At 70.9% G+C, this 20213-nt stretch carries 19 protein-coding genes and 1 pseudogene; 10 read left to right on the forward strand and 10 right to left on the reverse strand.

Annotation, left to right across the window (positions count from 1 at the left end):
- Positions 1-10 precede the first annotated feature (10 nt).
- Complete coding sequence (gene thrS / locus EV186_RS12445; RefSeq protein WP_424982806.1) at positions 11-2032, forward strand: threonine--tRNA ligase; 2022 nt, start codon at positions 11-13, stop codon at positions 2030-2032.
- Positions 2033-2074: 42 nt separating this feature from the next.
- Here the strand turns inward: thrS and EV186_RS12450 are convergent, their stop codons facing one another.
- Positions 2075-3673 (reverse strand): carboxylesterase/lipase family protein, encoded by a 1599-nt coding sequence (locus EV186_RS12450; protein WP_133849377.1) that lies wholly within the window; start codon positions 3671-3673, stop codon positions 2075-2077.
- Positions 3674-3733: 60 nt separating this feature from the next.
- Here EV186_RS12450 and EV186_RS12455 point away from each other — a divergent pair, with 60 nt between their 5' ends.
- Entirely contained in the window at positions 3734-4690 is a 957-nt protein-coding gene (locus EV186_RS12455; protein ID WP_243753995.1) for an aminoglycoside phosphotransferase family protein, read from the forward strand.
- A gap of 23 nt (positions 4691-4713) precedes the next feature.
- On the forward strand, positions 4714-5301 hold the full coding sequence (locus EV186_RS12460; RefSeq protein ID WP_133849379.1) for a TetR/AcrR family transcriptional regulator: 588 nt from the start codon (positions 4714-4716) through the stop codon (positions 5299-5301).
- A 5-nt stretch (positions 5302-5306) separates the two neighbouring features.
- Here the strand turns inward: EV186_RS12460 and EV186_RS12465 are convergent, their stop codons facing one another.
- A complete protein-coding gene (locus tag EV186_RS12465; RefSeq protein WP_133850217.1) occupies positions 5307-6182 on the reverse strand; it encodes an NAD(P)H-hydrate dehydratase in 876 nt (291 codons plus the stop codon).
- The gene (locus tag EV186_RS12470; RefSeq protein WP_133849380.1) at positions 6157-6885 is read right to left on the reverse strand and encodes a histidine phosphatase family protein; all 729 of its coding nucleotides are present in this window, start codon (positions 6883-6885) and stop codon (positions 6157-6159) included. The genes EV186_RS12465 and EV186_RS12470 overlap by 26 nt, the downstream gene beginning before the upstream one ends.
- A gap of 130 nt (positions 6886-7015) precedes the next feature.
- Between EV186_RS12470 and EV186_RS12475 the strand changes: the two genes are divergently transcribed.
- The gene (locus tag EV186_RS12475) at positions 7016-8557 is read left to right on the forward strand and encodes a glycoside hydrolase domain-containing protein (RefSeq protein WP_133849381.1); all 1542 of its coding nucleotides are present in this window, start codon (positions 7016-7018) and stop codon (positions 8555-8557) included.
- Here the strand turns inward: EV186_RS12475 and EV186_RS12480 are convergent.
- From EV186_RS12480 to EV186_RS12490, 3 genes and pseudogenes are all read right to left on the reverse strand, one after another.
- Positions 8554-8919: a dienelactone hydrolase family protein gene (locus tag EV186_RS12480; RefSeq protein WP_133849382.1), complete on the reverse strand. Its 366-nt coding sequence runs from the start codon at positions 8917-8919 to the stop codon at positions 8554-8556. The two genes, EV186_RS12475 and EV186_RS12480, sit on opposite strands and share 4 nt — an antisense overlap.
- Positions 8874-9092: pseudogene (locus EV186_RS40475) on the reverse strand (MFS transporter); the annotation flags it as partial. The pseudogene EV186_RS40475 and the gene EV186_RS12480, both read right to left, overlap by 46 nt.
- Positions 9089-10588 carry a flavin-containing monooxygenase gene (locus EV186_RS12490; RefSeq protein WP_133849383.1) on the reverse strand — a complete coding sequence of 500 codons (1500 nt, stop codon included), beginning with the start codon at positions 10586-10588 and terminating at the stop codon, positions 9089-9091. The pseudogene EV186_RS40475 and the gene EV186_RS12490, both read right to left, overlap by 4 nt.
- 415 nt (positions 10589-11003) lie before the next feature.
- On the opposite strand from EV186_RS12490, the gene EV186_RS12495 reads away from it, so the two are divergent.
- From EV186_RS12495 to EV186_RS12520, 6 genes are all read left to right on the forward strand, one after another.
- Positions 11004-11405 (forward strand): cupredoxin domain-containing protein, encoded by a 402-nt coding sequence (locus EV186_RS12495; protein ID WP_133849384.1) that lies wholly within the window; start codon positions 11004-11006, stop codon positions 11403-11405.
- A gap of 219 nt (positions 11406-11624) precedes the next feature.
- Positions 11625-13043 carry a phenylacetate--CoA ligase family protein gene (locus EV186_RS12500; RefSeq protein ID WP_133849385.1) on the forward strand — a complete coding sequence of 473 codons (1419 nt, stop codon included), beginning with the start codon at positions 11625-11627 and terminating at the stop codon, positions 13041-13043.
- Between the two features lies 1 nt (position 13044).
- Complete coding sequence (locus tag EV186_RS12505) at positions 13045-14019, forward strand: hypothetical protein (protein ID WP_133849386.1); 975 nt, start codon at positions 13045-13047, stop codon at positions 14017-14019.
- Between the two features lie 173 nt (positions 14020-14192).
- Entirely contained in the window at positions 14193-15722 is a 1530-nt protein-coding gene (locus EV186_RS12510) for a PP2C family protein-serine/threonine phosphatase (RefSeq protein WP_133849387.1), read from the forward strand.
- 9 nt (positions 15723-15731) lie between these two features.
- Complete coding sequence (locus EV186_RS12515) at positions 15732-16805, forward strand: cobalamin B12-binding domain-containing protein (RefSeq protein WP_133849388.1); 1074 nt, start codon at positions 15732-15734, stop codon at positions 16803-16805.
- The gene (locus tag EV186_RS12520; protein WP_133849389.1) at positions 16802-17134 is read left to right on the forward strand and encodes an STAS domain-containing protein; all 333 of its coding nucleotides are present in this window, start codon (positions 16802-16804) and stop codon (positions 17132-17134) included. The genes EV186_RS12515 and EV186_RS12520 overlap by 4 nt, the downstream gene beginning before the upstream one ends.
- Positions 17135-17256: 122 nt before the next feature.
- Here the strand turns inward: EV186_RS12520 and yidC are convergent, their stop codons facing one another.
- The 4 genes from yidC to EV186_RS12540 all read right to left on the reverse strand — a co-directional run bounded on the left by yidC (position 17257) and on the right by EV186_RS12540 (position 20213).
- Positions 17257-18108, reverse strand: a complete 852-nt coding sequence (gene yidC, locus EV186_RS12525) for a membrane protein insertase YidC (RefSeq protein ID WP_133849390.1) — start codon at positions 18106-18108, stop codon at positions 17257-17259.
- A gap of 69 nt (positions 18109-18177) precedes the next feature.
- Positions 18178-18498, reverse strand: a complete 321-nt coding sequence (locus EV186_RS12530) for a DUF6412 domain-containing protein (protein ID WP_133849391.1) — start codon at positions 18496-18498, stop codon at positions 18178-18180.
- Positions 18499-18564: 66 nt separating this feature from the next.
- A complete protein-coding gene (locus EV186_RS12535) occupies positions 18565-19371 on the reverse strand; it encodes a hypothetical protein (protein WP_133849392.1) in 807 nt (268 codons plus the stop codon).
- Positions 19368-20213 (reverse strand): SMP-30/gluconolactonase/LRE family protein, encoded by an 846-nt coding sequence (locus tag EV186_RS12540; protein WP_133849393.1) that lies wholly within the window; start codon positions 20211-20213, stop codon positions 19368-19370. The genes EV186_RS12535 and EV186_RS12540 overlap by 4 nt, the downstream gene beginning before the upstream one ends.

Consider the following 20213-nt stretch of genomic DNA (forward strand, 5'->3'; position numbering starts at 1 on the left):
CGCGCCGCGCGTGGTGGTTCCGGCGGGCACTACCGCGGGCACGGCGATCCGGGAGGCGGGGCTGCCGACCAAGGGTCCGGACGCGGTCGTCGTGGTCCGCGACGCCGACGGCAAGCTGCGTGACCTGTCCTGGGCGCCCGACGCCGAGGCCGAGGTCGAGGGCGTCGCCGCCGACACCGAGGACGGGCGCGCGGTGATCCGGCACTCGACCGCGCACGTGCTCGCGCAGGCCGTCCAGCAGCAGTTCCCGGAAGCCAAGCTCGGCATCGGCCCGCCGATCCGCGACGGCTTCTACTACGACTTCCAGGTGGACAAGCCGTTCACGCCCGAGGACCTGCAGGCGCTCGAGAAGCGCATGAAGCAGATCATCAAGGGCTCGCAGCGGTTCTCCCGGCGCGTGTTCGACTCGCTCGACGCGGCCAAGGAAGAGCTCAAGGACGAGCCGTTCAAGCTGGAGCTCGTCGACCTCAAGTCCGGCGATTCCACTGTGGACACCGAGGAGGTCATGGAGGTCGGCGGTGGTGACCTGACCATCTACGACAACCTCGACCCGCGCACCGGCGACAAGGTCTGGGCCGACCTCTGCCGCGGCCCGCACCTGCCGACCACCAAGCACATCCCGGCGTTCAAGCTCACCCGGGTGGCCGCCGCGTACTGGCGCGGCGACGACAAGAACCCGCAGCTGCAGCGCATCTACGGCACGGCATGGGAGTCGCAGGAAGCGCTGGACAAGCACCTGGAGCTGCTGGCCGAGGCCGAGCGGCGCGACCACCGCAGGCTGGGCGCGGAGCTGGACCTGTTCAGCTTCCCCGACGAGATCGGCTCCGGGCTCGCGGTCTTCCACCCGAAGGGTGGCATCATCCGCCAGGAGCTGGAGAACTACTCGCGCCAGCGGCACGCCGAGAGCGGGTACGAGTTCGTCTACAGCCCGCACATCACCAAGGGCACGCTGTTCGAGACCTCCGGGCACCTCGGCTGGTACAAGGACGGCATGTTCCCCGGCATGCACCTCGATGCCGAGTACAACGAGGACGGCACGGTCCGCAGGCCCGGCCAGGACTACTACCTCAAGCCGATGAACTGCCCGTTCCACTGCCTGATCTTCGGCTCGCGCGGGCGGTCGTACCGGGAACTGCCGCTGCGGCTGTTCGAGTTCGGGTCGGTCTACCGGTACGAGAAGTCCGGTGTGATCCACGGCCTGACCCGCGTGCGTGGCATGACGCAGGACGACGCGCACATCTACTGCGCGCGCGAGGACATGGTCGACGAGATCAAGCGCCTGCTCGACTTCGTGCTGGAGTTGCTGCGCGACTACGGTCTCGACGACTTCTACCTCGAACTGTCCACTCGCGACGACGAGAAGTACATCGGCACCGACGAGGAGTGGGCCGAGGCCACCCAGGCCCTGCGCACGGCGGCGGAGGACAGCGGGCTCGACCTGGTCCTCGACCCCGGCGGCGCGGCGTTCTACGCGCCGAAGATCTCGGTGCAGGCCAAGGACGCGGTGGGCCGCACCTGGCAGATGTCGACCATCCAGGTCGACCTGATGCTGCCGCAACGCTTCGAGCTCGAGTACACCGCGGCCGACGGCTCCCGCAAGCGGCCGGTGATGATCCACCGTGCGCTGTTCGGGTCGATCGAGCGGTTCTTCGGCGTGCTGACCGAGCACTACGCGGGCGCGTTCCCGGCGTGGCTCGCGCCGGTCCAGGTGGTCGGGATCCCGATCGCGCAGGACCACGTGGATCACCTGCTGGGTGTGCAGAAGGCGTTGCGGGCCAAGCAGATCCGCGTCGACGTCGACATGAGCGACGACCGGATGCAGAAGAAGATCCGCAACCACACCACGCAGAAGGTGCCGTTCATGCTGCTCGCCGGCGCCAAGGACGTGGAATCCGGCGCGGTGTCCTTCCGCTTCCGGGACGGCACGCAGATCAACGGCGTGCCGGTCGCGGACGCGGTGGACGCCATCGTCCGCTGGGTCGGCGACCGCGTGAACGACTCGCCGACGGCGGAAAACTTCAAGATCAGCTGAGGCGCCGGGGGCTCAGGCGGGTTCGCCTGAGCCCCCGGTCCGTCAACGCCGGACGGTCTGCCAGAACGCGCACTGGTGTCGGGCCGAGGTGTCGTCCGGGCCGGTCGTGCCCGGGGCCAGAGCGGTCACGGAGCTGGAGGTCGGCGTCATGGCCCGCATCGCGGGCGCGCCCGGTGCGGTCGGGACGCCGGTGCGTGCGAAGCTGCTCCAGTAGGCGATCATCGTGTCGGCCAGCCGATGTTGCCCCTGGCCGTCCAGCAGGTTGTGCCCGCCAAGATCGAACAGGTACGGCAGGTCGGTGGCGTGCGCCGCGCTGTGGGCGAAGGCGGGGTCCTTGCTGCCGTTGACGTTCGGCGGTCGCGGATCGGCGAACTCGTAGCCGTACACCCGCGTCCGGGCCGCCATCGCGCGGTCCCCGGCCAGCGTCGGGCAGCTCCACGCGCTGTCGGTGACCACCCGGGCCCAGGCCAACGGCGCCGACCCGAACCTGGTCAACGGGTAGCGCCGCAACACCTTCGGCGCGCTCGCCCCGAACGCGGTCCTGACCAGCGTCGGGTACGTCGCCGCGGTGATGGCCTTGGGGTCGGCGGCTACCGCCCCGGCGACGAACGAGTTGTGCTCGTCGCGGTTGCCGCCCGACAGCACCGGGATCGCGGCGATCTTCCCTTCCTGCACCGCCTTCACCGGTTCGATGGGCAGCAGCTCGGTGCCGTAGGCCAGCTGGTTGGTGAAGCGCTCGCCGATCTTCACCAACGCGTCCACCGGCAGCCCGCGTAGGCACGCGAGCGGGTCGGATTGCTTGCAGCCCAGCGTCTTCGCCGCCGCCAGGCCGTTCTGTTCGTTGGCCGCCAACGGCTTGTACGGCGTGTCGTCGGGCAGGCCGGGGAAGAGCCCGCCCGCCGGCCAGTGCAGCCCGCACGTCCCCGACGAGATGGCGATCCGCTGCACGAGACCGGTGGCGGCGGGTGAGGTCAGCAACGCGCAGGCCGACATGCCTCCGGCCGACTCACCGAACACCGTGATGTCGTCCGGGTCGCCGCCGAACGCGGCGGCGTTCTGCTTGGCCCACCTGGTGCCCGCGACCTGGTCGGCGAACCCGAAGTCGCCGGAGCCGGCCAAGCCGGGCAGGCCGAGGTAGCCGAACACGCCGAGGCGGTAGTTGACGGTGACGACGATGACGTTGCCCCGCGCGGCCAGGCGTTGTGCGTCGTACTCGGCGCCGGCGCCGGAGGTGAACCCGCCGCCGTGCCACCACACCATCACCGGCAGCTTCTCCCCCGCACGCCGCGAGTACGGCGTGGTGACGTTGAGGAAGAGACAATCCTCCGAAGTGGACGATTGCGAGCCGGGAACCGCGGTCGCCTGAGGGCAGGCCGGTCCCGCCTTGGTCGCGTCGACGACGCCGGGGGCCGCGGGCGCGGGTTGGGGCAGAGTCCAGCGCCGCTGGCCCGTCGGGGGCTGCGCGTACCGCACACCGAGGAACTCCCGCGCGGTGGCCGTTGTGCGCCCGTGCAGGGTGCCGCTGCTCGTCGAGACGGTGGTTTCCGTGCTCGGCGCGTCGGTGGCCGCGGATCCGGCGCTGCCGGGCGAACACGCGGTGACCATCGCCAAAGCGGCCAGACTTGCGATCACGCGCCTCACGCAGCAGCTCCCCCGTTAATTGCGTTGTCCCAACATCCTTTCCGGACCAGGATGCCGCAGGTGAGCAGCACGCGCAGTGTCGGTCCCGTGCCCCAGCGCATCACCGTCGAAGCCGAGCAGGTACGCGGGCTCGTCCGCGACCAGTTCCCCCAGTGGGCTCACCTGCCGGTCCGGCCGGTTGCCAACAGCGGCTGGGACAACCGGACCTTCCACCTCGGCGACACGATGCTGGTGCGGCTACCCAGCGCGGCCGAGTACGCGTTGGCGGTGGACAAGGAGCACCGGTGGCTCCCGGTGCTGGCGGCCGGCCTGCCGCTGCCCATCCCCGTTCCGCTGGCCAAGGGCCGGCCAAGCGCGGACTACCCCCTCCCGTGGTCGGTCTACGCCTGGATCGACGGTGTGCCCGCGACCGCGGACCGCATCGCCGACCCCGTCCGGTTCGCGATCGACCTGGCCGGATTCCTGGCCGCGTTGCAGGACATCGACCCCACCGACGGTCCCCTGCCGGGCACGCACAACTGGTTCCGGGGCGCGCCCGTGCGCACATACGAACAGCAAACCCACCGCGCGCTCGCGACGCTGGCGGGGCACATCGATGTGGGCCTCACACGCGAGATCTGGCAGGCCGCCGTGGATGCGCCTTGGGACGGAGTGGCGCGCTGGTTCCACGGCGACGTCGCGCAGGGCAACCTCCTGCTCGACGACGGGGAGCTGGCCGCGGTCATCGACTTCGGGACCTGCGGGGTCGGCGATCCCGCCTGTGACATGGCGGTCGCGTGGACGCTCCTGACCGCCGACGGGCGGCAGGCGTTCCGCGAGCGGTTGTCCGTGGACGACGCGACCTGGGCGCGTGGCCGCGGGTGGGCGCTGTGGAAGGCGCTCATCACGTGTGCGCAGAACCCGGGCGGTGCGCCGGAACCGCGGCGGGTCCTCGCCGAGATCTTCGCCGAGTACTCCGCCGAGTTCGTCGGGCGCGATACCGCTGCGCACAACGCGAATCTGCGAGATGAGAAGTAGAGCTCGTCGATAGGCTGGCGCGCATGGCGGAGGCCCTGGACACGCTGCGCACGCGCAAGAAGGCGGCGACGCGGCAGTCGTTGCACGAGGCCGCGCTGCGCTTGGCGGTGGAGCGCGGGCTGGACGGGGTGACCGTCGAGGACATCGCCGACGATGCGGGCGTCTCACGCCGGACGTTTTCCAATTACTTCGCAAACAAGGAGGATGCGATCCTGCACGCGGACCGTGAGCGGACCGCGGAGCTGGTGGCACTGGTCGAGGGCAGGCCGGCCGGTGAACCGCCGTGGCAGGCGTTGCGGGCGGCCACCGGCGTGCTCTACCGCGCCCAGGCCACGCCGGATCCCGAGTGGGTCACGCAGTTGCGGTTGCTGCGCCGCCACCCGTCGTTGCTGGCCCGGCAGGCCGGCGACCACATCACGCTGGAGCAGGACCTCGCCGCCGTCCTGATCCGCCGCGGGCACGACCTGGACCGCGAGACGGCCCAGCTGATGGCGTCGACGTTCCTGACGGTGGTGCGGACCGCGAGCGTGCTGTGGCTCGAGGAGCCGGGCAAGCAGCCGCTCCCCGACGTCGTGGACCGTCTGCTGGGGCGACTGCGCTTCGAGGGCTGAACCGGTCAGCCGCTGAGTTCGGCGATCACGATCGGGATCTGGTCGAGCAGTTCGCGCGCCAGCAACCCGACCCGGCCCCGGCCGGGGATGAGCCGCTGCCCCGCCACGGCGTGGACGTGCGCGGCCCAGCACGTCGCCTGGGTCAGGCTCCCGGCCCGGGCGAGGAATCCCCCGACGAGCCCGGCCAGCACGTCGCCGCTGCCCGAGGTGGCCAGGCCGATGTGGCCCGAACCGTCGACCCAGAGCGCCCCGTCCGGGGCGGCGGTGCAGCTCATCAGCGTCACCACGGCCCGATAGCGCTCGGCGATCCGCTGGGCGGCCACCGGGGTGTCGGGCAGGTCGTCCTCGTCGCAACCGAGCAGGTAGGCGGCCTCGGTCGTGTTCGGGGTGAGCACCAGCCGGTCCTGGACGGGCTTGGCCAGCGCGGGGTCGTGGCTCAGCGCGCCCAGCGCGTAGGCGTCCAGCACGACGCGGGCATCCTCGTGCACGCGTGGGAGCAGCCGTTCGAGCAGCGCCCCGGTTTCGTCCACATCGGTCAGTCCCGGACCGATCACGAGCACCCGGGCGCCGTCCAAATAGGACGCGAGGGTTTCGTCGCCGGTGCGCGATACGGCGCCGTCGTCGGTCTCCGGCAACGCGACGACCATCGCCTCCGGCACGCTCAGGCCGGCCGCGCTCGCATGCCGGGCGGCGGTGGCGAGCTGCAAGGTGCCCGCACCCGCCCGCAGGGCCGCGGTCCCGGCCAGGATCACCGCACCGGGCGCCGCCGCCGCACCGCCGACCACCAGCGCGGTCTGGCGCGGCGACGTCTTGTGCCGCCACTCACGCAACAGCGCGGGCGTGACGACGGTCGCCTCAGGCGATCCGGGAGCCTGGTTCATCATCCACCGTGGGTTCGGCACCTTCGCGGTGCAAGTGGTCGATGTGCTGGGCCAGCGCCAGCCGGTAGCGCGGCCCGTCCGCCTCCCACGCCGTGACCGACGCGTTGGGCACCGGTGTTTCCGCCGCGTGGTCCAGCAAGTCCCGCTCCGGAACGCCTTCGAGGATGTAGCGCAAGGCGAACACGGTCATCTCATGGGCGAACAGCAGCGCGCGGCCGCCCGGGTGGCGGCGGTGCAGCTCGTCCAGCAGGAACCGCACGCGCAGCACGACATCGGCCCACGACTCCCCGCCCGGCGGCCGGTAGTAGAACTTGCCGAGCCGACGCTTGCGCGCCTGCTCGTCCGGGTACTTGCTCGCGGCCCCGCGCGAGGTGAGCAGGTCGAGCTGACCCAGCTCGCGGTCACGGATGCGTTCGTCGAGCACCAGTTCGCGCTCGACGCCGCTCTCGTCGAGCGCCAGGCGCGCGGTGTCGGACGCACGCCGGTAGGTCGACGCGATGACGATGTCCGGCCTCGGCGCACCGGCCAGCCACCGGCCGACGGCACGGGCCTGGTCCTCGCCGAGCTCGGTCAACGCCACGTCCGCGTCGCGCTCGTGGATGTCGATCTCGTCGAGCCCACCCGACTCCGCCTGCTCGCGTGCGACGTTGCCGGCGCTCTCGCCGTGGCGCACCAGGCCGATCCATTGCAGCTGTCCCTCCACGTGAACCAGGTACCACGTCGGCCGCCCGGGCAATCTTCGATCGTTTTCCCCCAGGTCCAGGGCGAATGGCCCTGCCACGCGGGGCGGTCGAGCGGCTGCACTTGCGGCAGGACCGTCGAGAGGCGAAACGATGAGAGCCGTCGCACTGCTGGTGATCGCCTCGCTGGCGTTGCTGGCCCCCGTGGCCTCGGTGCCCGCGGCGGCGGCACCCGCCCCGGTCGCGTTCACCGGCCGGGGGTTCGACGCGTGCAGCGCACCCAGCTCGGCCGCCATGGACGCCTGGCTCGCGTCGCCCTACCGGGCCGTCGGCATCTACTTCGGGGGCAGCAACCGCGGCTGCACCCAGCCGAACCTGACCGCCGCGTGGGTGACCCACCAGCAGGCCGGCGGCTGGCACCTGCTGCCGATCTACTTCGGCCTGCAGGCGCCGTGCACCACGTCGACCAAGCCGAACCGGATCGACCCGGCGCAGGCCGCCGCGCAGGGCCGGGCCGAGGCCGACAGCGCGGTGACGGCGGCGTCGGCACTGGGCTTGGGCCGCGGCAGCGCGCTGATCTTCGACATGGAGGCCTACCAAACCGGCAACGCCGCGTGCACCACGGCGGTGCTGGACTTCCTCGGCGCGTGGACGTCGCGGCTGCACGACCGCGGCTACTTCTCGGTGGTGTACTCGAGCCTCGCCTCGGGCGTCGCCGACCTCGTGGCCGACTACAACTCGACCTCCCGGCCACGCCCGGACTACCTCTACTTCGCCCGCTACGACGGCCTCGCCACCACCGACAACTCGGCGATCCCGGCCGGCTACTGGACGCCGAACCGGCGGATGCACCAGTACGCGGGCGGCCACGACGAGACCTACGGCGGCGTGACGATCAACATCGACAACGACTACGTCGACGTCAAGCCGTTGCCCGCACCCACGTTCGGCGACTTCAACGAAAACGGCTGGACCGACCTGATCGCCCGCGACAAGACCAGCGGACAGCTGTACCTCTACGCGGGCAACGGCACGAACGTCGGGAACCGGGTCGGCATCGGCAGCGGGTGGGGCAACTACCCCACGATCATCCGTTTCGGCGACTTCACCCGCGACGGGCACGAGGACGTGATCGCCCGCGAGTCGACCACCGGCTACCTGTGGCTCTACCCCGGCACCGGCACCGGGCTGACCACCCGCATCCGCATCGGCACGGGCTGGAACGGCATGCGGGAGATCACCGCGATCGGCGACCTCAGCGGCGACGGCTACCCCGACGTGCTGGCCGTCGAGTCGGCCACCGGCTACCTGTTCCTGTACCCGGGGCACGGCACCAGCCTCGGCACCAAGGTCAAGATCGGCAGCGGCTGGAACGCGATGGGCGAACTGACCGGCATCGGTGACCTCGACGCCGACGGCAAGCCGGACCTGCTGGCCCGCAACAACTCCACGGGCGCGCTCTACCGGTACTCCGGGCGGGGCCCCGGCGTCGCGTCCGGCGTCGTCATCGGCAGCAGCTGGACGAGCATGCGCGACCTCACCGGCGTCGGTGACTTCAACCGCGACGGCCACCCGGACCTGATCGCCGTCCGAGCCGCCACCGGCACGTTGTACCTGTACCCGGGAACCACCGGCCGGCTGGCGTCCGGCATTGCCCTGTCCACCGGCTGGACCAACTTCAGCCCGTTGTTCTAGCCGAGGAACGCCTTGAGCATGGGCAGGAACCCCGGTACGAGCTGGTCCCGCCGGGCGACGTCCGGGCTGGGCGCACCGGTGAACAGGCCGTGGTCCGCGCCGGGGAAGACCGTGATGCCGTGCCCCGCCACGTCCGGCAGCGCCGCCGCGATCCGGTCGACGCTGAGGGCCACCGGGATCGAGTCGTCGGCGTCGCCGAACAGGGCGAGCACCGGGCACCTGAGTTCCGGGAGCAGGTCCGCGGGGTCGACGTCCATGCTGCGGGCGAAGAACGCCGCCGTGGCCGCGGTCGGGGTGGCCAGGACGACCGGCGGTCCAGTCGATCCACCACGACACCGGCGGGCAGCGAAACCAACCCCCAGGGAATCTCGACCGCCACGACGACAAGGCTCAACGCCATGGGGCTACTGGTGATTTGAAGGACCAGCAGCGGTAACGCGGCCGCGTGCATGCCGGTGCCGGTAGCCGACACGAGCGTGGCACCGAAGAGCCGGTGGAAGGAGCCGCCCAGTTTCACATGTGACGTTGCCTTCATCCGGCTTCCGTGGCGCCCACGCTCGACCGGGCGGCCACGGGGTCGGTGAACCGCATGGCGCCGTCGTCGAGGGGACCGTGGCGCAGCGCGACCACGTCGTGGACGTAGCTCATGCCCATCTGCCACGGTTTGCGCGAGCCCGCCTGGGGCAGCCGGTGCAGGGCGCGCTGCACGTAGCCCGCGGCGAAGTCCAGCAGCGGCCGCCGTTCCAGCGTCGGGTCGTCGTTCACGGGGACGGCGATGCGCTTGCCGGTGGCCGTCATGTGCTTCATGACCCGCACGACGAACTCGCTCACCAGATCGGCCTTCAACGTCCACGACGCGTTGGTGTAGCCGATGGTGAACGCGAAGTTCGGCACGTCCGCGAGCATCATTCCCTTGTAGGTCAACGCTTTGCTGACCTCGACCGGCTCGCCGTCCACGGTCAGCGTGGCCCCGCCGAACACCTGCAGGTCCAGGCCGGTCGCGGTGACGATCACGTCGGCGTCGAGGTGGGTGCCCGATTCGAGCTGCACGCCGGTGGCGTCGAAGCGGGTGATCTTGTCGGTGACGATCGAGGCCTCACCCCGCGCCAGCACCCGGAACAGGTCGCCGTCCGGCACCACGCACAGGCGCTGGTCCCACGGGTTGTAGACCGGGTTGAAGTGGGTGTCGACGTCGAAGCCGGGCGGCAGCGCCTTGATCGTCAGCTTGCGCAGCAGCCGGCGCACGACGTCCGGCCGGCGCCGGCTGAGCTGGTAGGTGACGATCTGCATCAGGGCGTTCTTCCACCGCGTGACGCCGTAGGCGCGGCGCGGGCCGAGCACCGAGCGCAGCCGGTTCGCGATCGCGTCCTTCGACGGCAGCGCCACGATGTAGGTCGGCGACCGCTGCACCATGGTCACGTGCGCGGCATCGGCGGCCATGGCCGGCACCAGCGTGACCGCGGTGGCGCCGGAGCCGATGACGACGACGTTCTTGCCGGTGTGGTCGAGGTCCTCGGGCCACTTCTGCGGGTGGACGATCGTGCCCGCGAAGTCCTCGGCGCCCGGGAACTCGGGTGTGAAGCCACGGTCGTAGCGGTAGTAACCGCTGCAGCACAACAGGAAGCCGCACGTGAACCGTTTGACGTCACCGGTCTCGGTGACCGCCTCGACCGTCCACAGCGCGTCCTCAGTGGACCAGGACGCCGCGGTCACCTTGTGCCCGTACCGGATGTGCTTGTCGATCCCGGCTTCTTCGGCGGTGGCCCGGATGTAGGACAGGATCGACGGGCCGTCGGCGATGGCCTTGGCGTCCAGCCACGGCCGGAACCGGTACCCGAGGGTGTGCATGTCGGAGTCCGACCGGACGCCCGGGTAGCGGAAGAGGTCCCACGTGCCGCCCATCGCCTGACGCGACTCCAGCAGGGCATAGGACTTGCCGGGGAACGCGTCCCGCAGGTGCCACGCCGCGCCGATCCCCGACAGCCCGGCCCCGACGATCACGACATCGAGGTGTTCCACGTGCTCGACCATCCGCCCATGGTAGAGGCCCGGCGGGCGCTCGGGTCACGTCGGCGGCCACACCCCCAGCGCAGTCAGTGAATAATCAAACGCCGTCAGAGTTCGTTTCTTCTGTTCAAAAAGGTCTTGGAGCCTTTTCGTACCCGGCCGAATACGGTCCGCCACCAAGAATTCTTTTGCTTGATCTACTGGGAAAACTGTGTTTACGATCCCTCACGTTTTCGTCGCCGAGAACGGCGTCTAACCCATTCAGCGCAACGGGCGTTCGATTAATGCTGCGTGCACACGGGAGGTCACTGTGCCAATTCACGCGCACCCCGCGAATGCATCGGTTCCGGTACGCCCGAATGGACGCGAGCCGACGGGATTTCGTCGCTATTGTCCGTTTCACATCGTCGATTCAGCCGTCCGGGCGGGAGCCAAGTAGATGCCAATCCCCCGAATCCTCTTCGCCGTGCCGCTCATCGCGGCCGGCGTGCTCCTGCCCGCGGCGGGCGCGGCGCTGCAGGCCCCGGCCACCGGCGCGATCGGCATGGACCACGAGGTCTTCACCCAGGACGCGGTGACCATCAAGCAGGGCCAGACGCTGACGCTGACCAACAACTCGCGCTGGATCCACATCATCGGCCTGGGCAAGGGCGGCCGGATCCAGGACTCGAACCCGGCCGTCCCGATCGACTACCGGCGGCTGATGGAAGAGAACACCTCGTACACGAGCGGCAAGTGGGAAACGCCCGGCACGTACTTCATCACGTGTTCGGTGCACCCGCTGATGACCGTGAAAGTGGTCGTGGAGAAATGCGACTGCTGTGGTGGCGGCGGTTGCTGACCACCACCCACAAAGGCCCCCGCTCACACTCGACCTTGGTGAAGGGAGGTTTGCCATGACGACCGTCAAGAGCAGCGTGAAGCACGTCCGCTACGTGCTGGGCTCGCTGACTGCGGTGCTGTTCTCCGCAGTGGCCGGTGCTCAGTTCTGAAAATGAGAACCCGGGTGTCGCCGCGAACGTGACGACACCCGGGTCCGGACTCGCGAAGGGAAGCGAGCATGTTCGAGACCGGCATCCGGCAGCTGCGCCTCGCGCTGGGAATGGTCGGCGGGAAACGCCTGAACACCCGCAACCTGGCCAGGCTGGTCGGCGACGCGCTCGCGACGCTGCAGGAGTTCGGCGAGCCCGGCGCGGACGTCCAGCAGCTGGTGGACGGCCCGTTCGCCGATCCCGAGGCCCGCGACCACCTCGCCACCCGGGGCATCCAGCGCACGGCCGCGCGCCTGGCCCAGCAGTCCCCGTTCTACCAGCGGCGCTTCGCCGCCGCGGGCATCACGCCCGGCAAGCTCAAGCTCGACGAGCTGGGCGCCATCCCGGTCACGGTGAAGAGCGAACTCGTCGAGCGCCCGGCCGAGTTCCGCTGCGCCGACACCGAGGTGCACCTGACGACCCGCACCACCGGCACCACGGGCAAGCCCGCCGAGGTGTGGCTGTCGAAGTACGAGATCGACCTGTGGGCCGGTCTCGGCGCGCTGTCCGCCGTGCTGCGCGACGAGCTGCGGCCCACCGACATCATGCAGGTGCACTCCAGCTCGCGGGCCACCGCAGCGGTCCACCTCGACGTCGGCTCCTGCCGGCTCGCGGGGGCGGGGTGCCGGGTGCTCGGCATCGTCCCGCCCGACAGCGCGCTCGACGGGCTGACCGCGGGCGGTGCCACGATCATGGCGACGTACCCGAGCTACCTCGCCGAGCTGGTGGTGGCCGCGCGCCGGCGTGGACTCGGGCCTGACGACTTCCCGCTGCGGCGCATCCAGGTCGGCGGCGAGGTGCTCTCCCCCAGCCTCAAGAAGGCCGCCTACGCGCAGTTCGGCGTCGAGTCCATTTCGGACTCCTTCGGCATGACCGAGGTCATCCCGGTCACCGCGCGCACCTGCGGCCAGGGCCACCTGCACCACGACATCAACACCGGCTACGTCGAGTACCTCGACCTCGACACCGGCGAGCCCGCGCGGCCCGGCGCGCTCGCGACCGTCGTGATCACACCGTTCTTCCCCTACCGCGACTGCATGCCGGTCTTCCGCTACGACACCCGCGATGTGGTGCGGCTGCTGCCCGACGAGCCGCTGACCTGCGAGGTGTCGGCGCTGCCCGCGTGCGGCCCGCTGCTGGGCAAGGCCGACCACCTGCTGCGCGCCGGCGGCGAGGTGGTCACCGGGCGGCAGCTGACCGAGGCCGTCGAGGCGCTGCCCAGCGAGCCGTGGCCCGGCCGCTACCGCGCGAGTGTCCATGGTGGACGGCTGCGGTTGGCGCTGCCGACGTCCGCGGTGGCGGGGCTCTCCGAGGCCGACGCCCGCGCGCACTTCGCCGCACACGGCCTCGACGTGGCCGAGCTGACCCTGGTGCCCGACAGCGAGGCCGTCGGCCTGCGGCCGCTGCGCACCGACCTGCACGAGCTGACCTTCGCCGCGGGAGCGTGACATGGCCGACGACCTGGTGTTCACAACTGTCTTCGAGCTCTTCGTCGCGGTGGGCGGCACCGTCGTCACGACGGTGCTCGCGCTGTTCTACCTGCGCCGCGTGCGCCTGGAGCGCCCGGCGGTCGGCGTGTTCAACGGCCGCGACATCGCCGTGCTGCTGTGCGTGCTCGCGCTGCTGCCGACGCTGTACGTCGTGCTCGCGCACTGGGCGCTGACCACGTTCCTGGCGATCACGTTCATGGCGTCGCTGTCCATCGGCTACCGGCCGGTGGTGCGCAACCAAGGCCTGCTGTGGGCCGGGATCGGCCTGCTGCTCGGCGCCAACATCTGGATGGCCCGCACGATGCTCGGCACCGTGCTCGGCTGGCAGCTGTACTGGGTCGAGACGAGCGTCATCGTGGTGCTCGGCGCGTGCGCGGTGGCGAACCTCTACGTGCAGGGCGGCATGCGGCTCAAGCACGTGGCCCGGTTCGCGTTGCTGCTGGCGGTGTACGACCTGGTGTTCACCGCCGTGACCCCGCTGACCAACGAGCTGGCGCAGGACTTCCTCGGCTACCCGCTGGACCCGTCGTTCGGCTTCCGGCTCGGGCTGTTCAACGCCACCCTCGGCCTGGGTGACCTGCTCATCTACTCGCTCTTCGTGGCCGCCGCGTTCAAGGCCTACGGCCGCTCCGCCGCCCGCTTCGCCATGGTCGTGGTCGTGGTCTTCGGCGCCGTCATCCCGGCGACCGCGCCCCTGCTGATCAACTTCATCGACGCCCGCGCCGACGTGGTGGTGCCCGCGCAGACCTTCTTCGGACCGGGCGCGTTCGCCGCGTACCTGTGGCTGCGCCACCGCTACGGCCGCGAGCGGACGATGAAGGAGTTCCTGGCCAGCGATGACGTGGTGCACGCCGTCGTGGCCGCGACGCCCGCCGTCGCCGTCGAGCCGGTCCCGGCCGCCCCCGCCGCGGCAAGCGCGGCCATCGTCGACTGACCGCCGGTCCAGCACATCGAGCTGGGACGGCTTGATTTCGTGCCCCGTCGTGCGGAAACCTGGAAGAAAGCACGCTGTCGCAACCAGGTTCGGGGAGAGGTGAGGGGCCGGCGAGGCTAGTCCCAGGCGATTTGTCAGATATTCACTGGCGCACGGCGCCCTGTGCGGCCCTCATGGTCGACGCCGACGGCGTCGTGGAAGCCGTCAACGACCTCGCCGCCGACACACTGCCGGACGAGCAGCCTGGTGCCCCGCTGTCGACCAGCTGGCTGGCCGCCGCCCACGTCACGCGGCCCGGCCCAGTCGAAGGCCCAGTCGAAGGCCGGGTCGGCGAGCGCACCTTCGAGGCCCAGCCGGCGCCTGGCCCGGATGGCACCACCATGTGGTGGCTGGTCGACGTGACCGCGCTCCGCGACGCGCAGCGCGCCCTTCGGATCGAGCAGCGCCGCACGGAGTTCCTCGGCCAGACCGCGCAGGCGCTGACCGCGTCGCTGAACGTCGAGCGCAGCATGGAGACCGCCGCGCAGCTGGCCACCACCCACCTCGCCGACGCCGCCGTCGTGGTGGCGCCGCAGAGCCGCAACCGGCTGCCCGCGGTGTTCTGCGTGCATGGCGGCGAACCGGTCCATGCCCTGCTCGCCGTGGACCCGGAGGACCTGCCCGGGCTGGCCGAGGCGATGCAGGGCTACCCGCCGGTGCCCTCGCGCTGGATCGACCCGGCCGCCGCCCCGGCCTGGCTGCTGCCCGAGGGGATGACCGAGGTCGGTTCGATCATGGTCATCCCGCTGCCGGGGCACGGCGTGCCCGCGGGCGCGCTCGTGCTGCTGGGCCGCGCCGGGCGCACGGCCTTCACCGACGACGAGGTGGTGGCCGGTCTGTTCGCGGCGCGCTGCGGCGCGGCCATGTCGGCCGCGTGGATGTACGCGCAGCAGGCGTCGATCACCGAGACGCTGATGCGGGACCTGCTGCCGCCCACGCTGCGCCGGGTCGGTGGCGTCGAGTTCGCCGGGCGCTACCACGCCGCCCGCGAGTTCGACCGGGTCGGCGGCGACTTCTACGACGTGCACGTCGTCGGCGATCCCGGCGCCGACCAGGTCGAATCGCTCACGGTGCTCGGCGACGTGTGCGGCAAGGGCCTGACCGCGGCCGTGCTGACCGGCAAGATCCGCAGCACCCTGCACGCGCTGCTGCCGATGGCCCACGACCACCAGCAGATGCTGAGCCTGCTCAACGGCGCGCTCTACGACCGCGACAACACGATGTTCGTCACGTTGGTGCTGGTCTCCGCTGTCCGTCACGGCGGCGGCGTCCGGTTGCGCGTCACGTGTGCGGGTCACCCGGCTCCGCTGGTCGTGCGGGCCGGCGGCGAGGTCGAGGCGGTGGGCATCGACGGCCACCTGATCGGCGTGCTGCCCGAGGTCGAGTCCACGACCGCCGAGGTGCTCCTCGCGCCCGGCGAGACCTGCCTGCTCTACACCGACGGCATCACCGAGGCCCGTGGCGGCCCGCTCGGGGACACGATGTTCGATGATGAGCGGCTGCACCAGGCGTTGGCGCACTGCGCGGGCATGCCCGCCGACGCCCTCGCCGAACACGTCCACATGCGTGCCGCGCAGTGGGTGGGCGCCGGGCACCACGACGACATGGCCTTGGTCGCCATCACCGCGCCCCCTGACCGTGCGGGGCGCATCGGGAAGGGGTAGACAGGCCCCATGGGCTCCACCATCGCCGTCGTCCCCGAGGTCGACGAGTACGCGGAGCGGTTGTGGGCCGCGGTCGCCGACGGGGACGAGACCGCGGCGGTCGGCAGCGTGCTCGACGGGTACCGGGCCGGGATCGACCCCGAGGCCCTGCTGCTCGATGTGATCGGCGCGGTGCAGCGGCGGGTCGGCATCGAATGGGCCGGCAACCGGCTCACCGTGGCCCAGGAGCACGCCGCGACCTCGATCAACGACCGGGCGATCGCCGCGCTGGCGCACGTGCACCGGTTCCCGGAGCCGACCAGGGGCCGGATCACCGTGTCCTGTGTGGACGGTGAGTGGCACGCACTGCCCGCCCGGCTGCTCGCCGAAGTGTTGCGGCTGCGCGGTTTCCGGATCGACTACCTCGGCGCGCAGGTGCCCGGGCCCCACCTGATCGCGCACCTGCACCGCACCGGCCCCGACGCGGTCGCCCTCTCCGGGTCGATCGCGACCCGGCTGCCCACCGCGCACGCCACTATCACGGCGTGCCAGGCCGCGGGCATCCCGGTGATGGCCGGCGGGGCCGCGTTCGGCCCGGACGGGCGCTACGCCAGGCAGTTCGGGGCGCAGGCGTGGGCGCCGGACGCCCGGGCCGCCGCGGACCGGCTGGCCGAGCCGCTCCCCCGCCCGCACGAGGCGCACCAGCCGATCGACGACCTGCCGCACCTGGCCGACCAGGAATACACGATGATCTCGCGCAGCAACCGGCAGCTGGTGCAGGCCATGTACACGGGGCTGGAGGACCGCATCCCGGCGATGCGCGACTACACCGACCTGCAGCACCAGCACACCGCCGAGGACCTCGCGCACATCGTCGACTTCCTGGCCACCGCCGTGTACACCGGCGACTCGTCGCTGTTCACCTCCTTCATCCTGTGGACCGCGGAGATCCTCGAGGCACGCGCCGTGCCCGCCACCGCGCTGCCGCCCTCGCTCGAGTTGCTCGGCGCCGAACTGCGGGACTTCCCCCGCGCGACGGCGATGCTGCGGGAGGCGGGAGCCGCGCTGGCGTCTCTTGTCGCCGGACGCGAAGTCCGCGCATGACCGATCACCGGAGCCTGACCTGCACGTGGCACAGCCCGCACACCGAGGCCGGACGGCTCCGGTTGGACGGCGAGCTGGACTACGGGAGCGGTGACGTCCTGCTGAGCGCGGTGGGTCAGTGGCTCTCGGCCACGGCCGAGGTGCGGGAGCTGCGGATCGACTGTGCGGAATTGCGGTTTTGCGATTCTTGGGGGTTGTCCGTGTTGCTGACCGTGCATCGGTTGGTGACTTCGCGGGGGGCTCGTTTGTCGCTGGACAATCGGAATGATGCGCTTGATCGGTTGCTGACTCGAACCAATACGCTGGATCATTTGACTGGGCGGATTTAGCTGGTCTGCCCCGTGTCAAACCGAACCCAGCACCGCCCCGTTGGCTTGGCTCGCTGGTGGTTCTCGTTGCGCGCGACCTGGCCTCGCCGGCGAGGCTGCTGATTCCTGCCGCCGGCCGGGGCTCAGCGGCGTTTGGGCTTCTGGCCGGGGCGCGGGGCGGTGACCTTCGGCTTGGCCTGGGCCGGGGCCTTCGCCTTGGCCGCTTCCTCGCGGTCGATCTTCGCGGTCAGGACGTGTTGCTGGACATACGTCCAGGTGTTCGTGGCCAGGAAGTACAGCAGCGACCCGATGGGCACCGGGAAGAAGAGGCCGGAGCCGAGCATGCCGAGCGGAGCCAGGTACATCATCACCCGGCTGAGCCCCGCCACCTGCGGGTTCACGTCCGCCTGCCGCTTGAGCGACATGCGCATCGTCAGGAACGTCGCCGTGCTGGCGATCAGCATCAGCGGGATGCCCACGGCAAGCATGTGCGGGCGGTCGGTGCCGAACGAGGCCAGCTCCGCCGCGGGCTGGCTCAGCCAGTTGCCCAGCTTCGCGCCGAACAGGTCCGCGTTGAGGAACGACGTCACACCCGCGTGGTCGAAGACGTGGTTGCTCGTGGCACCAGGCTTGAAGTCACGCAGCACCCAGTACAGGCTCAGGAAGACCGGGATCTGCAGCAACGCGGGCAGGCACCCCGCGAACGGGCTGGTGCCGTTGTCCGCGTGCAGTTTCTGGATCTCTTGGGCCATCCGCTGGCGATCGTTCTTGTACTTCTCGCGGATGCGCTTCACCTGCGGGGCGAGCTTCTGGTTGCGCCGCCCGGCCCGCAACTGGCTGAGCACGGGCTTGATCAACACGGCGCGGATGGTGAAGACGAGGAACACGATGGCGAGCACCCAGGCCGCCCCGCTGTCGGGGCTCAGCAACGTGCCGAAGACCTTGTGCCAGAACCAGAGGATGGCCGAAACCGGGTACAGGAAGATGTCGAACAAGGGTCGCTCCAGGATTCATGCGTGGTGACATGGGCAGACGGGAGCGACTGCCTTACTTCGTTGAAGAGATCAGGCAGCCGCGCTGCCGAATCCCGGAGCTCGTGGTCGGGTGCGCCCGCGCGCGTCGGGGTCGCGCAAGCGCAGGAAGACCGTCAGCTTGGCGCGTTCACGCAGGCTGAGGGTCCGCACCGCGGACGGCCTGGTCTCGACGCCGAGGCGCACCTGCAACACGACGGCCACGACCAGCGCGGCGGCGAAGCCGGCGGTCAGCGCGGTCGCGATGCCACCGAGGCCACCGAAGCCGCTCGCGGTGGGGAGCGCGACGAACAGGGCAGGCAGGAAGAGCGCGAGCAGCAACCGCACGCGCAACAAGACCGGATCCCGCCCCATGCCCACCACTGTACTGATCAGAGCTCCTCGATGGCGGTTCCAGGGGGCCGGACGCGATCACCCAACCTATCCAGTGATGCGCAGGGCCCACTCGACGGCGCCGGCGGACGGCACGGTGACGGCGTCGTCGGGTTCGGCCTCGGCCAGGTCGAAGACGGCGCCGAGCATGGGCTCCACGCCGATGCTGCGGTAGGGCCCGTCGGGCGGGAAGCCGCCGAGGTTGCGCCAGAGCGCCACCGAGCGGCGCACGCCCTCGTCGGCGGTGAGGGTCATCGTGAGCTTGTCGCCGTTGTCGTGGACCGAGACGTGCTCGCAGTCGACGGCGATCGCCCCGACCGCCGTCTTGTCCGACGGGCCGAGGCGGTGCATGGGGATGCCGCCGCAGTCCGGCCACGTGGTCGTGGCATACCGGGCGTCCGGCGGCCACGGGCGGTCCAGCAGGTCGGCACCTTCCGGGAACACGCGCACGGAAACGCCGTAGGGCAACGCGAGCCGCGCTCGCGTGGAGAGGTCGAGCAAGGCGTGGGCCGCCCAGATGAACCGGTACCCGGGCTCGGCCGTGAGCCGGTACGCGGCCTCGATCCCGTCCGGGAGTTCCTCGAACCGGCGCCGCAGCTGGAAGTCCGGTGTTCGCACCGAAGCGGTGCGGTCGTCCACCGCGTGCCACGCCCGCGTCCACGCGGCACCGTGGTCGGGAACGCCGCGCACGGTCGGGACGCACTCCTCGAGCCCGCCCGCGTCCACGAAGGCGTCACCGGGCCGGGCGGTGGCGCGTGCGGAGTCGTCGCGGTGCCAGAGCCAGTCCCGTCCGCCCACGTGCAGTTCGGTCCACCGGCCGCCCAGGGCGAGGTCGGTGGTGATCTTCGCGGTCATCCGCCGAACGGCCGCAGCGGCACCCCGCGCACGCCCACCTCGGCGGCGAACAGGGCACCGGCCTTGGGATCGTCGCCTTCGCCCAGGCCCTCCCGCGAGGTGGTGATGTGGAGGCGGTCGAGGTCCGGGCCGCCGAACGCGCACGAGCTCACCTGGCGGGCGTCGACCTCGACGACGTGCAGCAGCTCGCCGCCCGGCGCGTAGCAGTGCACGGCGCCGCCGCCCCAGAGCGCGACCCAGAGGTTGCCGTCGGCGTCGATGGTCATGCCGTCGGGATCGCCGCCGGTCACCTCGACGACCGGCCGGCGGTCGACCAGGCCGAGCTCGGGATCGAAGTCGTAGCAGTCGATCCGGCCCGTCGGCGTGTCGATGTGGTAGGCCAGCGTGCCGCCCAGCGACCACACCATGCCGTTGGGGGTGGTGAAGCCATCGGCCACCGCCTGCACCGAACGGTCCGCGTCCAGGCGCCACAGGGTGCCCGCGCCCGGGCGCGCGTCGTAGGCCATCGAACCGCAGTAGAACCGGCCGAGCGGGTCGCAGGCGCCCTCGTTCATCCGCACCGACGTGTCGGTCCAGGCTTGCGTGGACCACTCGACCGCGCCGTTCGTGTCCACCAGGGCGAAACCGCGCTCGGTGGCCACGACCATGCCGCCGCTGACCCGGGCTCGCCACGCTGCGGCGACCGCACCGACGTGCAGCCGGTCGGCCCCGCCGTCCGGGCGCAACGTCAGCACGTCGCCCGCCAGCATGTCGACGAACTTCACGGCCTGCTCGCCGGGGTGCCAGCCACAGCCTTCGCCGTGGTGGGTGAGCACGTCGGTGATCTGCTGGGCCTTCGTCAT

Source organism: Labedaea rhizosphaerae, from assembly GCF_004362825.1.
Classification (GTDB): Bacteria; Actinomycetota; Actinomycetes; order Mycobacteriales; family Pseudonocardiaceae; genus Labedaea; species Labedaea rhizosphaerae.

Bases quoted from the DNA above. Each gene is read 5' to 3' on its own strand.
- EV186_RS12460 (WP_133849379.1), top strand. From the start codon at position 4,714: ATGGCGGAGGCCCTGGACACGCTGCGCACGCGCAAGAAGGCGGCGACG.
- EV186_RS12465 (WP_133850217.1), bottom strand. From the start codon at position 6,182: ATGAACCAGGCTCCCGGATCGCCTGAGGCGACCGTCGTCACGCCCGCG.
- EV186_RS12475 (WP_133849381.1), top strand. From the start codon at position 7,016: ATGAGAGCCGTCGCACTGCTGGTGATCGCCTCGCTGGCGTTGCTGGCC.
- EV186_RS12490 (WP_133849383.1), bottom strand. From the start codon at position 10,588: ATGGTCGAGCACGTGGAACACCTCGATGTCGTGATCGTCGGGGCCGGG.
- EV186_RS12495 (WP_133849384.1), top strand. From the start codon at position 11,004: ATGCCAATCCCCCGAATCCTCTTCGCCGTGCCGCTCATCGCGGCCGGC.
- EV186_RS12500 (WP_133849385.1), top strand. From the start codon at position 11,625: ATGTTCGAGACCGGCATCCGGCAGCTGCGCCTCGCGCTGGGAATGGTC.
- EV186_RS12505 (WP_133849386.1), top strand. From the start codon at position 13,045: ATGGCCGACGACCTGGTGTTCACAACTGTCTTCGAGCTCTTCGTCGCG.
- EV186_RS12510 (WP_133849387.1), top strand. From the start codon at position 14,193: ATGGTCGACGCCGACGGCGTCGTGGAAGCCGTCAACGACCTCGCCGCC.
- EV186_RS12515 (WP_133849388.1), top strand. From the start codon at position 15,732: ATGGGCTCCACCATCGCCGTCGTCCCCGAGGTCGACGAGTACGCGGAG.
- EV186_RS12520 (WP_133849389.1), top strand. From the start codon at position 16,802: ATGACCGATCACCGGAGCCTGACCTGCACGTGGCACAGCCCGCACACC.
- EV186_RS12530 (WP_133849391.1), bottom strand. From the start codon at position 18,498: ATGGGGCGGGATCCGGTCTTGTTGCGCGTGCGGTTGCTGCTCGCGCTC.
- EV186_RS12535 (WP_133849392.1), bottom strand. From the start codon at position 19,371: ATGACCGCGAAGATCACCACCGACCTCGCCCTGGGCGGCCGGTGGACC.
- EV186_RS12540 (WP_133849393.1), bottom strand. From the start codon at position 20,213: ATGACGAAGGCCCAGCAGATCACCGACGTGCTCACCCACCACGGCGAA.